Source organism: Cupriavidus oxalaticus (assembly GCF_038900635.1).
Lineage (GTDB): Bacteria > Pseudomonadota > Gammaproteobacteria > Burkholderiales > Burkholderiaceae > Cupriavidus > Cupriavidus oxalaticus_B.
Window position 1 is genome coordinate 12,951 of record NZ_JAYMRX010000001.1, and the last position, 14,051, is coordinate 27,001.

Annotated in this window: 12 protein-coding genes; 7 read left to right on the plus strand and 5 right to left on the minus strand. The window is 66.4% G+C overall.

The annotated features are described in order from the left end of the window. The first annotated feature begins 11 nt into the window (after nucleotides 1-11). The 7 genes from VSR71_RS00065 (at nucleotide 12) to VSR71_RS00095 (ending at nucleotide 7,386) form a co-directional block, all read left to right on the plus strand. Nucleotides 12-1,325 (plus strand): HlyD family efflux transporter periplasmic adaptor subunit, encoded by a 1,314-nt coding sequence (locus tag VSR71_RS00065; protein WP_342911968.1) that lies wholly within the window; start codon nucleotides 12-14, stop codon nucleotides 1,323-1,325. Nucleotides 1,326-1,327: 2 nt separating this feature from the next. Next, the gene (locus VSR71_RS00070) at nucleotides 1,328-2,938 is read left to right on the plus strand and encodes a DHA2 family efflux MFS transporter permease subunit (protein ID WP_342911969.1); all 1,611 of its coding nucleotides are present in this window, start codon (nucleotides 1,328-1,330) and stop codon (nucleotides 2,936-2,938) included. A gap of 174 nt (nucleotides 2,939-3,112) precedes the next feature. Next, nucleotides 3,113-3,901 (plus strand): IclR family transcriptional regulator, encoded by a 789-nt coding sequence (locus VSR71_RS00075; protein ID WP_342911970.1) that lies wholly within the window; start codon nucleotides 3,113-3,115, stop codon nucleotides 3,899-3,901. Nucleotides 3,902-3,934: 33 nt separating this feature from the next. After that, complete coding sequence (gene pepE / locus VSR71_RS00080) at nucleotides 3,935-4,651, plus strand: dipeptidase PepE (RefSeq protein WP_342911971.1); 717 nt, start codon at nucleotides 3,935-3,937, stop codon at nucleotides 4,649-4,651. A gap of 41 nt (nucleotides 4,652-4,692) precedes the next feature. Then, nucleotides 4,693-5,616, plus strand: a complete 924-nt coding sequence (locus VSR71_RS00085; protein ID WP_342911972.1) for a DUF1177 domain-containing protein — start codon at nucleotides 4,693-4,695, stop codon at nucleotides 5,614-5,616. Further along, a complete protein-coding gene (locus VSR71_RS00090) occupies nucleotides 5,613-6,326 on the plus strand; it encodes an AroM family protein (RefSeq protein WP_342911973.1) in 714 nt (237 codons plus the stop codon). The genes VSR71_RS00085 and VSR71_RS00090 overlap by 4 nt, the downstream gene beginning before the upstream one ends. Before the next feature lie 67 nt (nucleotides 6,327-6,393). After that, a complete protein-coding gene (locus VSR71_RS00095; protein ID WP_342911974.1) occupies nucleotides 6,394-7,386 on the plus strand; it encodes a tripartite tricarboxylate transporter substrate binding protein in 993 nt (330 codons plus the stop codon). 24 nt (nucleotides 7,387-7,410) lie between these two features. On the opposite strand, the gene truB is transcribed toward VSR71_RS00095, so the two are convergent. The 5 genes from truB to rimP all read right to left on the minus strand — a co-directional run bounded on the left by truB (nucleotide 7,411) and on the right by rimP (nucleotide 13,823). Beyond that, nucleotides 7,411-8,367: a tRNA pseudouridine(55) synthase TruB gene (truB, locus tag VSR71_RS00100; protein WP_342911975.1), complete on the minus strand. Its 957-nt coding sequence runs from the start codon at nucleotides 8,365-8,367 to the stop codon at nucleotides 7,411-7,413. Nucleotides 8,368-8,452: 85 nt separating this feature from the next. Then, the gene (gene rbfA, locus VSR71_RS00105; protein WP_029046201.1) at nucleotides 8,453-8,821 is read right to left on the minus strand and encodes a 30S ribosome-binding factor RbfA; all 369 of its coding nucleotides are present in this window, start codon (nucleotides 8,819-8,821) and stop codon (nucleotides 8,453-8,455) included. A 59-nt stretch (nucleotides 8,822-8,880) separates the two neighbouring features. Continuing rightward, nucleotides 8,881-11,772 carry a translation initiation factor IF-2 gene (gene infB, locus VSR71_RS00110; protein WP_342911976.1) on the minus strand — a complete coding sequence of 964 codons (2,892 nt, stop codon included), beginning with the start codon at nucleotides 11,770-11,772 and terminating at the stop codon, nucleotides 8,881-8,883. Nucleotides 11,773-11,862: 90 nt separating this feature from the next. Beyond that, nucleotides 11,863-13,338 carry a transcription termination factor NusA gene (nusA, locus tag VSR71_RS00115; protein WP_342911977.1) on the minus strand — a complete coding sequence of 492 codons (1,476 nt, stop codon included), beginning with the start codon at nucleotides 13,336-13,338 and terminating at the stop codon, nucleotides 11,863-11,865. Then, nucleotides 13,335-13,823: a ribosome maturation factor RimP gene (gene rimP / locus VSR71_RS00120; RefSeq protein ID WP_029046198.1), complete on the minus strand. Its 489-nt coding sequence runs from the start codon at nucleotides 13,821-13,823 to the stop codon at nucleotides 13,335-13,337. Before rimP ends, nusA begins: the two co-directional genes overlap by 4 nt. Between the last annotated feature and the right edge of the window lie 228 nt (nucleotides 13,824-14,051).

A 14,051-nucleotide genomic window follows, 5' to 3' on the forward strand; every position in this document is an offset into this window, starting at 1 on the left:
CAGAGAACATCATGAGCAATAACCAGCAAGCGGCCGGCACCAGCAATCCCCAGCAAGCCCCGGCCCCCAACAGCAACGGCCAGCGCAAGCGCATGCTGCTGTCGCTGACCGCGGCGATCGTCGTTGCCGGCATCGGCTATGGCGTGTACTGGGGCATGTACGCCCGCCATTTCGAAACCACCGACGATGCCTACGTCGCCGGCAACGTGGTGCAGGTGACTCCGCTGGTGGCCGGCACGGTGGTGTCGATCGCCGCCGACGACACCCAGCTCGTCACCGCCGGCCAGCCGCTGATCCAGCTGGACCGGGCCGATACCCAGGTATCGATGGAACAGGCCGAGGCACAGCTGGCGCAGGCCGTGCGCGAGGTGCGCACGCTCTACGTCAACAACGGCTCGCTCGCCGCCAACGTGGCGCTGCGCGATGCCGATGTCGCCAAGGCGCGCGAAGACCTGCGCCGCCGCCAGGCCATCGCGGGCTCGGGCGCGGTCTCCAATGAAGAAATCTCGCACGCGCAGGCGGCGGTCAAGGCCGCCGAATCGGCGCTGCTGGCAGCGCGCGAGCAGTTGGCCTCGAACAAGGTGCTGACCGACCAGACCACCGTGGAAAAGCACCCGAACGTGCAGCGCGCCGCCGCCAACCTGCGCTCGGCCTACCTGTCGTTCGCGCGCTCGACCATGCCGGCGCCCGTGACCGGCTACGTGGCCAAGCGCTCGGTGCAGGTGGGCCAGCGCGTGGCCGCCGGTGCGCCGCTGATGGCGGTGGTGCCGCTGGACCAGGTCTGGGTCGACGCCAACTTCAAGGAAGTGCAGATCACCCATATGCGCATCGGCCAGCCGGTGACGCTGGAGGCTGACGTGTACGGCTCCAAGGTGGAGTACAAGGGCAAGGTCGCGGGCTTCTCGGCAGGTACCGGCTCGGCCTTCTCGCTGCTGCCGGCGCAGAATGCCACCGGCAACTGGATCAAGGTGGTGCAGCGCCTGCCGGTGCGTATCGCGCTGGATCCGCAGCAACTCAAGGACCACCCGCTGCGCGTGGGCCTGTCGATGACCGTGAAGGTCGACGTGCGCCGCGAGGAAGGCGCCGCCATGGCCAACGCCGCGCCGGCCAGGCCGATGCAGACCGATGTCTATGACAAGGTGGCGCAGGACGCCGACCAGCTGATTGCACAGATTATCACCGCCAACAATGGCGGCCGCGCCGCCGGCCTGCCTTCCGCCGCCGGGACCGAAGGCGCCAAGGGGACCAACGGAGGCAACGGGGCCATCGGGCCCGACACGGCCAACGCGGCCGGCGGTGCCAACGCCAAGCCTGCCCGCACCTGACCATGGCCAACTCCATCACCGCCGCGCAGTCCGGCGCCGGCTCGCCGGCGCGGCCTGCCGCGCCGCTGGCGCCGCAGCAGCCGCAGCCGCTGACCGGCGGCAAGCTGGTGATCGGCACCATCGCGCTGTCGCTGGCCACGTTCATGAACGTGCTCGACTCGTCGATCGCCAACGTGTCGATCCCGGCGATCTCGGGCGACCTCGGCGTGGCGCCGAACCAGGGCACCTGGGTCATTACCTCGTTCGCGGTGGCCAATGCGATCTCGGTGCCGCTGACCGGCTGGCTGACCACGCGCTTCGGCGCGGTGCGGCTGTTCATCACGTCGATCCTGCTGTTCGTGCTGGCGTCTTGGCTGTGCGGCGTCGCGCCCAACCTGGAAACGCTGCTGGCCGCGCGGGTCCTGCAAGGGGCAGTGGCGGGGCCGATGATCCCGCTGTCGCAGTCGCTGCTGCTGTCGAGCTATCCGCCCGCCAAGAGCACCATGGCGCTGGCGCTATGGGGCATGACCACGCTGGTGGCGCCCATCATGGGCCCCCTGCTGGGCGGCTGGATCTCCGACAACATGACGTGGCCGTGGATCTTCTACATCAACGTGCCGGTGGGCTTCATCACCGCCTACGCCACCTGGGCCATCTACAAGGACCGCGAGACGCCGACCAAGGTGCTGCCGATCGACCGCATCGGCCTGGCGCTGCTGGTGATCTGGGTGGGGTCGATGCAGCTGATGCTCGACAAGGGCAAGGAGCTGGACTGGTTCCACTCCACCGAGATCGTGGTGCTGACGCTGGTCGCCATTGTCGGCTTCCTGTTCTTCCTGGTGTGGGAGAGCCATGAGAAGCATCCGATCGTCGACATCAGCCTGTTCAGGGGCCGCAACTTCAGCTCGGGGGTGGTGGCCATCTCGGTGGCATACGGGCTGTTCTTCGGCAACCTGGTGATCCTGCCGCTGTGGCTGCAGACCATCATCGGCTATACCGCGACGGATGCCGGCATCGTGATGGCGCCGGTAGGGATCTTCGCGATCCTGCTGTCGCCGGTGATCGGGCGTAACCTGCCGAAGATGGATGCGCGCTGGGTCGCAACGGCCGCGTTCATCACGTTCGGCATCGTCAGCCTGATGCGTTCGGGCTTCACCACGCAGGTCGATACCTGGACGCTGATGGTGCCGACGCTGATCCAGGGCGCGGCGATGGCGATGTTCTTTATCCCGCTGACTTCGATCATCCTGTCGGGACAGCCGGCCGAGAAGATTCCGGCGGCGTCGGGCTTGTCGAACTTCGTGCGGATTACCTTCGGCGGCATCGGTGCCTCGATCTCGACCACGGTATGGGAGAACCGCTCGGCCCTGCACCATGCACAGCTGGTCGAGCAGGCGAACCCGTACAACCCGGCCTACCACGACCAGCTCAGCCACCTGATGCAGATGGGCATGAGCCAGGCGCAGGCGATGGGTGTGATCGAGCGCAACATCACCCAGCAGGCAGCCATGCTGGGCGCCAACGATATCTTCTGGATTTCGGGGATGCTGTTCTTCGTGCTGATCGGCTTTGTCTGGCTGACGCGGCCGGCCAAGGGCGGCGGCGGCTCGGCGGACGCCATGGCGGCGCATTGAGGCATTACGCCTGCTTATGGACAAAGGGACGCTTGCGAGCGTCCCTTTTTTTGCCTTCTCTCCGGGCCCTCTTGTATTCCGGCCACGACCGTCCTATGATTTCCTAACCGATTTACGGAACCAAGGTTCCTAAAAACGGAACCAAATGAAAAATCAGAGAGACGGAGCGACGGTGTGAGCATTCTCGAGGGCGTGGAAAGCGTGCTGGCCATGTTCGAACAAGGCCGGCACGAGGTCACGTTCAATGACGTCATTGATGAACTCGGCCTGGCCAAGAGCTCGGCTTCGCGGCTGCTGGCGCAGATGGTGCGGTACCGGCTGCTTGAACTGCAGCCATCGACGCGGCGCTACCGCCCCGGGACGCTGCTGATCCGCGCCGCCCAGGTGGCAACGCAGGCGCATCCGTTCGACGAGCAATGCCGGGGCATCCTGGCCTCGCTGTCGGACTCCACCGGCTTCACTGCCTACCTGTCGATGCTCGACGGCACCGACACCGTGGTCCTGCAGCGCCTGAACGGCAGCAACCCGGTGCAAGTGCTGTCGCCACCGGGCGCGCGGCGGCCGGCATTCACCACTGCGATGGGCCGCGTGCTGCTCTCGCGCCTGCCGGAAGCCGAATTCAGCGCACGCTATGGCACCTCCGGCGCGCGCAAATTGCCTGAGGCGCCGGCGGGCTGCCCCGCTACCGTGGCCGAACTGGCCGAGCGCGTGGCAAGCGCCGGCCGCGAACGCAGCGCGATCGCCGTGAATGAAGGCATGCCGGGCATCGGCGCCGTGGCCACCACACTGGCCGATCCGCTTTCCGGCGATGTGCGCGGCCTGTGCCTGTCGTTCACCGCGATGCAGGTCAGCCAGGCCCAGGCCCACGCGCTGCGCGAAACGCTGGTGCAGGCAGTGGCGCCGGTCGGGCAGCGCATCGGCGATCCGCTCTGGCTCCATCGCGGCGACAGCGCCGCTCAATAGCAATCCCAGCAGCTCAATCCCATGGAACTCCGCATGGAACTCCTCTTGCTCAGCAACTCCACCAGCGACGCAGGCTACCTCGTCCATGCCCACGACGCGCTCCGCGAACTGGCCGGCGGCCGCACCCGGGCCTGCTTCCTCCCGTTCGCCGGTGTCACGCGCGACTGGGACACGTACGAAGCGCTGGTGCGCGATGCACTGGCCCCGGCCGGCATCCAAGCGCACTCGCCGCACCGGCTGTCCGAAGCTGACTGCGTGCAGGCGGTGGAAGCGGCCGAAATGATCGTCATCGGTGGAGGCAATACATTCCGCCTGCTGCAATGCCTGCGCGAGCGCGGACTGCTGCCCGTCATCGCGCGCCAGGTGACTGCTGGTGCCGCGCGCTTTATCGGCTGGAGCGCCGGCACCAACGTCGCTTGCCCGACCATCCGCACCACCAACGACATGCCGGTCGCCGACCCCGGCGGGCTCGACGCGCTCGCGCTGGTGCCCTTCCAGATCAATCCGCACTACTTCAACCTGGTGGTGCCGGGCTTCCGCGGCGAAACCCGTGACCAGCGCCTGGCAGAGTTCACGGTGCTGCAGCCGCGGATGCCGGTGCTGGGCCTTCCCGAAGGCAACTGGTTGCGCGTATCGGGCGATCGCATGGAGATGGGCGGCGCGCACGGCGCACGCTGGTTCCTTGGCCAGGAGACCGAAGACGTCGCCCCCGGCGCATTGTCCGTGCCGGCCTGCGCCACCGCCATCTGACCCGTCGCAATCCAGGAAAGCAAGCAAGGAACCCAAGCAAGATGTCCATCAAGCAGGTGATTGAATCGATCGAGCTGCTGTCCGCAGCCAATGTCGACGGCGCAGCCGTTGCCGCCTTGCTGCGCGCACGCGGCATCAGCGACGTCACGGTGACGCGCGTGGAAGAGAACGGCCTGTACACCGACTTTCTCGCCTGCACGCTGCCCGGCCGCAACCCCGACGCACCCGCGCTGGGCGTGGTTGGACGGCTCGGCGGCGTGGGCGCGCGCCCGGCCGTGACCGGCCTGGTGTCCGATGCCGACGGCGCCATCGTCGCGGTCGCCACCGCGCTGAAGCTGGCCGACATGGCCGCCGGCGGCGACGTGCTGGCAGGCCCGGTCCGCATCCACACCCACATCTGCCCGCATGCCGCCACGCGGCCGCACCAGCCGGTACCGATGATGAAGTCGCCCTTCGCCATGCGCACGATGATGTCGCACGAGGTCCATCCGCAAATGGCGGCGATCCTGTCGGTCGACACCACGCGCGGCAACCGTTTCGTCAACCGGCGCGGCGTCGCACTGACGCCGGTGGCCAAGGCGGGCTGGCTGCTGCGGCTGCCCGAACGCATGCTGGACCTGATCGGCTGGGTCAGCGGCGAACTGCCGGTGGTACTGCCGCTGACCACGCAGGACATCACGCCCTACGAGAACGGCCTGTGGCATGTCAACTCGATCATGCAGCCCGCCATCGTCACCGATGCACCGGTGGTCGGCGTGGCGCTGACCGCGCAGACCACGGTGCCGGGCTGCGCGACCGGCGTGACCAACGCCCATGACCTGGATGTGGCCACGCGCTTCTGTATCGAAGTCGCGAAGCTGTTCGGCCAGGGCCAGTGCGCCTTCTACGATGTGGACGAATGGGCCGAACTGCAGCGGCGCTATGGCTCGCTGGCGCACCTGCAAACCGTCGGGGTGACGGCATGACCGCAACGGCCGGACGCTTGCCGCGCGTCGCCTTCGTCACCATCGGCCATTCGCCGAGGACCGACGTGGTGCCGCAGATGCTGGCCGACCTGGGCCTGCCGGTGGCGGAGGAAGAATTCGGCATCCTCGACGACCTCGATGCGGAGGCAATCGCCGCACTTGCCCCCGCCGGCGGCGAATACCACTTTGCCAGCCGCCTGCGCGACGGCTCGCAGGCGGTGATGGGCAAGCCGGTGGCCGAGGCCATGCTCGCGCGGCTGATGGCATCGCTGGACGATGGCCGCTTCGACGCACTGGTGCCGCTATGCACGGGCACCGCGCTGCCGCCGATGCGCACGCTGGTGATCGAGCCGCAGCAGGTGGTGGATCACCTGACGGTCGCGCTCGCCCGGGGATGCAAGCGGCTTGGCATCGTGCTGCCCCTGGAAGGCCAGGTCGACAGCTTTCATTTGATCGAACCGGTGTCCTGCGAACTGCGCGTCACCCATGCCTCTCCTTATACAGACACCGTCGCCGGCACCGGCCGTTTCGCGCAGGCCGGCGAGACGCTGCGCGGCTGCGACCTGGTGGTGATGCACTGCATGGGCTACACCGAGGCGATGCGCGCCGAAGTCGCGCGCCATGCCGGCGCGCCGGTGCTGCTCTCGAACCGCATGGTGGCCAGGCTGCTCGGCCAGGTGCTGGAAGGCGGCAGCGGCAGCGGCCTGTGATGTTGCTTACGGGTAAGGGCAAGCCCGCTGACAGATTGCCTGTGACACTGCTGGAGTGGATGTAACGATGGAAAAGGTGGCGAAGTGGATGGGGCCGCTGCTGCGCGGCATGGTGTGCATGAGCCTGGGCGCGGTAGCGGCCACGGGCGCGCATGCGCAGGAGTGGAAGCCGTCGAAGCCGGTGCGCTTGCTGGTCGGCTTCGCGCCGGGTGGTTCCGCCGACCTGCTGGCACGGCTGGTGCAGGGACCGTTGTCCGAAAGCCTCGGCGTGCCGGTGGTGGTGGAAAACGTGCCTGGCGCGGGCGGCAACATCGCCGCCGACAAGCTGGCCAAGGCGCCGGCCGACGGCTACACCATCGGCATGGGCGCGGCCGGAGCGATGGCGGTGACGCACGTGCTCAACCCGAAGGGCACGCCGTACAAGGCGGATGACTTTACGCCGATCGCCATGCTGGCGACGCAGCCCAACGTGGTGATCATCAACCCGGCCCTGCCGGTCAAGTCGATGGCAGATTTCACCGCGTACGTGAAAAAGACGCCACAGGTCACCTATGGCACCGCCGGCGTCGGCACGTCCAACCACCTGATCGCCGAGACCATGCTGCATCGCCTCGGCGTCGACATGGTCCACGCGCCGTACAAGGGGGCCACGCCGGTGATCACCGACCTGATGGGCGGCCATATCGCCATGACCGTCGACAACATCACCACGGCGGCACAACTGGCCAAGTCCGGCAAGGTCCGCGCCATCGCCGTCACCGGCAGCAAGCGCTCGCCGCTGTTGCCCGACGTGCCGACGCTGGCCGAGAGCGGCCTGAAGGATTTCAACATGCCGACCTGGCAAGGGATCTTCGGCCCGAAGGACCTGCCCAAGCCGATCGTGGCCCGCTACAACCAGGCACTGGTGAAGGCGCTGGCCAATCCGGAGGTGAAGAAGAAGATGGCGGAGTTCGGCTCCGAGCCGGTCGGCGATACGCCCGAGCATTTCGCCGGGTTCCTGGCGCAGGACCGCAAGATGTGGGCCGACGTGATCAAGACAGCGAAAATCACGCTCGACTGATACGCTCCCGGCAAGGAGCGGCGCCTACAGCTTGACCAGCCGCTCCGGCCGCAAAGCGCCCTCGCGCATGCGGGCAACGCCGAGCAGGCGCGCCGGCGCGCCGGCATAGACGCGCGCCAGCACGCCTTCCGCGATATCGGTGCCATCGGGCAGGTCGCGGCGCGCAATGCGCTGTCCCTGCAGGAAGCGCGCAGCGGCAGCTTCGTCCAGCGTCACCGGCGGGCTTTTCTGCAGCAAGGCGTCGACCGGGGCCAGCATCCCGGGCCGCGCGGCATCGTCCTGTTGCTCGATCTGCTCTAGCGTCACCGCACCGTCCAGCGTCAGGTCGCCCACGGCAATGCGGCGCAGCCCGGTCAGGTGGGCGCCGCAACCCAGCGCCTCGCCGATATCCTCGGCCAGCGTGCGGATGTAGGTGCCCTTGCTGCAGGTCACGCGCATGGTGAACACGGCCGTGGTGAACGACGGGGGCAGCGCGCAATCCAGCAGTTCGATCGCGTGGATGGTGACACGGCGCGCGGCGCGCTCGACCGTCTGCCCCGCGCGCGCGTACTCGTACAGCGGGCGGCCATCCTTCTTCAGCGCCGAATGCATCGGCGGCACCTGTTCGATCGCGCCGGTAAAGCGCACCAGCGCCTGCTCCACCGCGGCGCGGTCGCAGGTCACCTCACGGATATCGAGCAATTCGCCCTCGGCATCGCCGGTGCTGGAGCGCGCACCCAGCCGCACCACGGCGTCATAGGTCTTGTCCGCTTCCAGCAGGTCCTGCGAGAACTTGGTGGCCTCGCCAAAGCACAGCGGCAGCAAGCCGGTGGCCAGCGGGTCGAGCGTACCGGTATGCCCGGCCTTGCTGGCGCGCAGCAGGCGCTTGGCGCGCACCAGCGCATCGTTGGACGACAGGCCCAGTGGCTTGTCGAGCAGCAGCACACCATGGACGTCGCGGCGCGGCAGGCGTGGCGGACGAGCGGCGTTGGATTCGGTCATCGGAGGAAACAGGAGCGACGCTGATGCGGCGCGGCCCGCGACACTGGTGGTCGCGTTGCCCATGCCTGGCGGCACGGGCACCGGCTCAGTCGTCTTTCGAACGCGTGGCGTTCGCTTCGTTGATCAGCTTGGACATCTCGATCGCGTGTTCGACCGAGGTGTCGTGCAGGAAACGCAGCGTCGGCACGGTATGGATGTGCAGGCGCTTGTACAGCAGCGAGTGCAGGAAGCCGGCCTTCTCGTTGAGAATGGCTTCGGCCGTTGCCGGCTCGGCACCCAGCACGGTGAAGTGCACCTTGGCGTGGGCATAGTCCGGCGTCAGCGTGACCGACTGCAGCGTGACCAGGCCCAGGCGCGGGTCGCGCAGCTCGCGCTGGATCATCTCGGCCAGGTCTTTCTGGATCTGGTCGGAGATGCGGAGGTTGCGGGAGGAGATATTGCCTTTCTTGGCCATTCAATACTGTTCTGCTGAGATGACAACGGCAGGCCGAGGCCTGCCGTTGCTTGCGACGCTTACAGCGTACGCGCCACCTCGGTGATTTCGTACACCTCGAGCTGGTCGCCTTCCTGAACATCGTTGAAGTTCTTGATCGACAGACCGCACTCGAAGCCTTGCTTCACTTCCTTGACGTCGTCCTTGAAGCGCTTCAGCGAATCGAGCTCGCCGCTGAAGATGACTACGTTGTTGCGCAGCACGCGCACCAGCGAAGTCCGCTTGACCACGCCGTCGGTGACCATACAGCCCGCCACCGCGCCGACCTTCGGCACCCGGAACACCTGGCGCACTTCGACCGTGCCGGTCGTGGTCTCGCGCTTCTCCGGCGCCAGCATGCCCGACATCGCCGCCTTGATCTCGTCTACCGCATCGTAAATGATGTTGTAGTAGCGGATATCGATGCCGTTGTGCTCGGCCAGCTTGCGCGCACCGGCATCGGCACGCACGTTGAAGCCGATGATGACCGCCTTCGAGGCCGTCGCCAGGTTGACGTCGGACTCGGAGATGCCACCCACGCCGCCATGCACGATCTGCACGCGCACTTCGGCGGTCGACAGCTTCTGCAGCGACTGCACCAGCGCTTCCTGCGAACCCTGCACGTCGGCCTTGATGATCAGCGGCAGCGTCTGCACTTCGCCTTCCGTCATCTGCTCGAGCATGTTCTCCAGCTTGGCGGCCTGTTGCTTGGCCAGCTTCACGTCGCGGAACTTGCCCTGGCGGAACAGCGCGATTTCGCGTGCCTTGCGCTCGTCCGGCAGCACCAGCACTTCCTCGCCGGCGGCGGGCACTTCCGACAGACCCTGGATTTCCACCGGGATCGACGGACCGGCTTCCTTGGTCGGCTTGCCGTTCTCGTCCAGCATGGCACGCACGCGGCCGTAGGCGCTGCCAGCCAGGACCACGTCGCCACGCTTGAGCGTGCCGCTGCTGACCAGGATGGTAGCGATCGGGCCCTTGCCCTTGTCGAGCTGGGCTTCCACCACCAGGCCCTTGGCCGGGGCGTCGACCGGCGCCTTCAGTTCCAGGACTTCGGCCTGCAGCAACACCTGCTCCAGCAGTTCCTCGATGCCAGTGCCAGCCTTCGCCGACACCGGCACGAACGGCGAGTCACCGCCGTACTCTTCCGGCAGCACCTGCTCGGCCACCAGTTCCTGCTTGACGCGGTCCGGGTTGGCATCCGGCTTGTCGATCTTGTTGATCGCCACGACGATGGGCACGCCGGCAGCCTTGGCGTGCGCAATCGCTTCCTTGGTCTGCGGCATCACGCCGTCGTCGGCCGCGACCACCAGGATCACGATGTCGGTCGCCTTGGCACCGCGGGCACGCATGGCCGTGAAGGCCTCGTGACCCGGAGTGTCCAGGAAGGTGATCACGCCGCGGTCGGTTTCCACGTGGTAGGCACCGATGTGCTGCGTAATGCCGCCGGCCTCGCCCGCGGCAACCTTGGTGCGGCGGATGTAGTCCAGCAGCGAGGTCTTGCCGTGGTCGACGTGACCCATCACGGTCACCACCGGCGGTCGCGGCAGCTGTTCGGCGTCGGTATGTTCTTCACCGTCCACCACCAGCAGCGCTTCCGGATCGTCCAGCTTGGCGGCGAACGCCTTGTGGCCCATTTCTTCCACCACGATCATGGCGGTTTCCTGGTCCAGCACCTGGTTGATCGTCACCATCTGGCCGAGCTTCATCATCTGCTTGATGACCTCGGACGCCTTCACCGCCATCTTGTGCGCGAGATCGGCCACGGAGACGGTTTCAGGCACATGCACTTCACGCACCACCGGCTCGGTCGGCGCCTGGAAGCTGCTGCGGCTGTCGTCGTGCTGCTGCTGCCGGCCGCCACGGCCACGCGGGCCACCGCGCCAGCCGCCCACGCCGCCCGACGAATCGCCGCGCGTCTTCAGGCCGCTGCCCTTCTTGCGGCTGCTGTCGTCCTGCCAGCCTGCCTTCACGACCTTGCCCTTCTTGTCGGCGGTTGCCGTGGTCGTGGTCGTGGTGGCCGGCTTCTTGTCGTCCTTCTTCGCTTCCGTGGTCGCACCGGCCGGCTTCACCGGCTTGTGCAGCGTACCGGTCTGCTCGGCCTTCTTTTCTTCAGCCTTGCGCTCGGACGGCGCCTTCAGCACGCGCGGGGGTGCGTTCAGCATCTGCTGGATCGCACGAGCCTCGGCTTCGGCAGCCTCGCGGCGCTTGCGAGCAGCGACTTCCTGCTCGGCGCGGGCCTTGTCGGCAGCGGCCTTGGCCTCGTCCGCAGCCTTCTGCGCCTCGGCGCGTTCAGCGGCGACGCGGGCCTTCTCGTCCTCGGCCTTCTTGCGCGAGGAGTCCTCGGCGGCCTCGGTCACGGCGCGCGACGCGGCAGCCTCTTCCTCCACCTTCTTGGCGGCGAGTTCGGCCTGACGGCGCTGCTCCGCTTCCAGGGCTTCCTGCTGGGCGCGGCGCTCGGCTTCCTCGCGCTCGGCTGCCTCGCGGGCGGCCTTGGCTTCGGCTTCCTGGCGCGCCAGCAGTTCGGCCTGACGGCGTTCATCCTCGTCGCGGCGTGCCTGTTCGGCAGCCTCGGCCGCGGCCGCTGCATGCCCTTCGGCGGCGTCCGCGTGGACTTCAGGCTGGGCCTCGTCGCGCTTGATCAGCACGCGCTTCTTGCGCACTTCAACCTGGACGGTGCGAGTCTTCCCGGTGCCATCCGACTGGCGGATCTCCGAGGTCTCGCGCTTGGTCAGCGTAATCTTCTTGCGGGCGCTGTCGTCGGCCTGGCCGTGCGAGCGCTTCAGATAGTCCAGCAGCCTGGTCTTATCCGATTCCGTGATGATGTCTTCTGGCGCAGCTTTGCCCACCCCAGCCGCCTGCAATTGTTCCAGCAGGGCAGCTGCGCTGCGACTCAGTTCTGCGGCCAGTTGGGCAACTGTTGTGCTTGCCATTCAAACCCTTTCAATGCTTGGTGTCTTCGTCGGGACAAATCGTATGCGGAAAGCGCGTCCGGGCTGGTGTCGGCAGCCCGGCCGTGTCCCTCAGTTGAACCAATGTTCCCGTGCTTTCATGATCAGCGCCTTGGCTTCTTCCTCGGTGACGCCCGTCATCTCGACCAGTTCGTCGACGGCCAGTTCGGCCAGGTCGTCACGCGTGTGGATATCACCTTCGGCCAGCTTGCCGATCAGTTCCGGGTTCAGGCCGTCGAGCGAGCGCAGATCCTGCGACACCTCTTCCACCTTTTCTTCCCGGGCCAGTTCCATCGTCAGGAGCGCATCACGTGCGCGGTTGCGCAGCTCATTGACGGTGTCTTCATCAAAGGCCTCGATCTCCATCATTTCACTGATGGGGACATAGGCCACTTCCTCCAGCGTGGAGAAGCCTTCCTCGATCAGGATGTCTGCCACTTCCTCATCCACGTCCAGCTTGGACATGAACAACTTGCGCACGACATCGCTCTCTTCGGCCTGCTTCTGCGCCGATTCCTCTTGCGTCATGATGTTGATCTGCCAGCCGGTCAGTTCGGACGCCAGGCGTACGTTCTGGCCACTGCGGCCGATGGCGACGGCGAGGTTTTCCTCGTCGACCACCACGTCCATGCTGTGCTTCTCTTCATCGACCACAATCGACTGCACTTGCGCAGGTGCCAGCGCGCCGATCACAAACTGCGCCGGGTCTTCCGACCACAGCACGATATCCACGGCCTCGCCGCCGATCTCGTTGCGCACCGCGGTCACGCGCGTACCACGCACGCCCACGCAGGTGCCGATCGGGTCGATGCGCTTGTCATGCGCCACCACCGCGATCTTGGCACGCACGCCCGGATCACGCGCGGCGGCCTTGATTTCCAGCAGGCCCTGCTCCATTTCCGGCACTTCGTTTTCGAAGAGCTTGATCAGGAAGTCAGGGGCGGTGCGCGACAGCTCGATCTGCGGGCCGCGCGCGGCGCGGTCCACGTTCAGGATATAGGCGCGCACACGGTCGCCGGTGCGCAGGTTTTCCTTCGGGATGATCTGGTCGCGGGCCAGCAGCGCTTCCACGCGGCCGGATTCCACGATCAGGCCCTTCTTGTCGGCGCGCTTGACCGTGCCGGTCATGATCTTCTCGCCGCGATCGAGGTAGTCGTTCAGTATCTGCTCGCGCTCGGCGTCGCGGATGCGCTGCAGGATCACCTGCTTGGCGGCCTGCGCGCCAATACGGCCGAACTCGACCGACTCGATTTGCTGCTCGATGTAGTCGCCAAGCTCAAGGCTGGGGTTCTCATCGCGGGCTTCGAACAGAAGGATTTGCTTGTCCGGCTCCTGCAGGCCCTGCTCGTCGGGAACCACCAGCCAGCGGCGGAAGGTTTCATGCTCGCCCGACTCGCGATCGATCGCGACCCGGATATCCACGTCTTCTTCGAAACGCTTCTTGGTGGCCGAGGCGAGCGCCGCCTCCAGGGCACCGAATACCACATCCTTGTCGACGTTCTTCTCACGCGCAAGCGCATCGACGAGCAACAGAACTTCGCGGCTCATTGCTTGTTCCCTTTTCTTTGATTTCCTTTGAAGTCGAATACCGGCACCAGGCGTGCCTTGTCGACATCGGATACGGCAAATTCCAGCAGTGCCGGGCCATCCTTGCCCTCGAACTCCAGGCCGACCTTCTCCGCGCCAGCCTCGCCGGCCGGTTCGCGCAGGATGCCCGTGAAGTTCTTCTGCCCGTTTACCGGCAGGCGCAGCGTCACGCGCGCCTCGGCGCCGGCAAAGCGGACGTAGTCGGCCAGCTTCTTCAGCGGCCGGTCCAGTCCGGGCGACGAGACCTCGAGGCGTTCGTAGTCGACGTTCTCGACCGTGAACACGTGGGTGAGCTGGCGGCTCACCTTTTCACAATCCTCGATGGCAATGCCGGTTTCAGGCTGATCGATATAGACACGCAACAATCCGGCCGGGGCACGCTCGAGCTCAACCAGCTCATACCCCATGCCGTTAAGGGTGGTTTCGATCAAATCTGCCAGATGCACTGTTATCCCGAGTAATGGCCATCAACACCGTGGCAGGCAAACCCGCCGCTGCCGTCCGGGACGACCCTGCTGCAGTGCTGCCTGTCCGCCACCCCGCCCGCGCCGGGGCGCGGGACCGAATTCGGGCGAACCAAAAAAAAATGGGCGCAATGCCCATCATTCGCCCACCCTCGGCGAGGATGGCTTTTTGAATAGACTTGAATTATACGCGGATTATGTCGAAAAGGC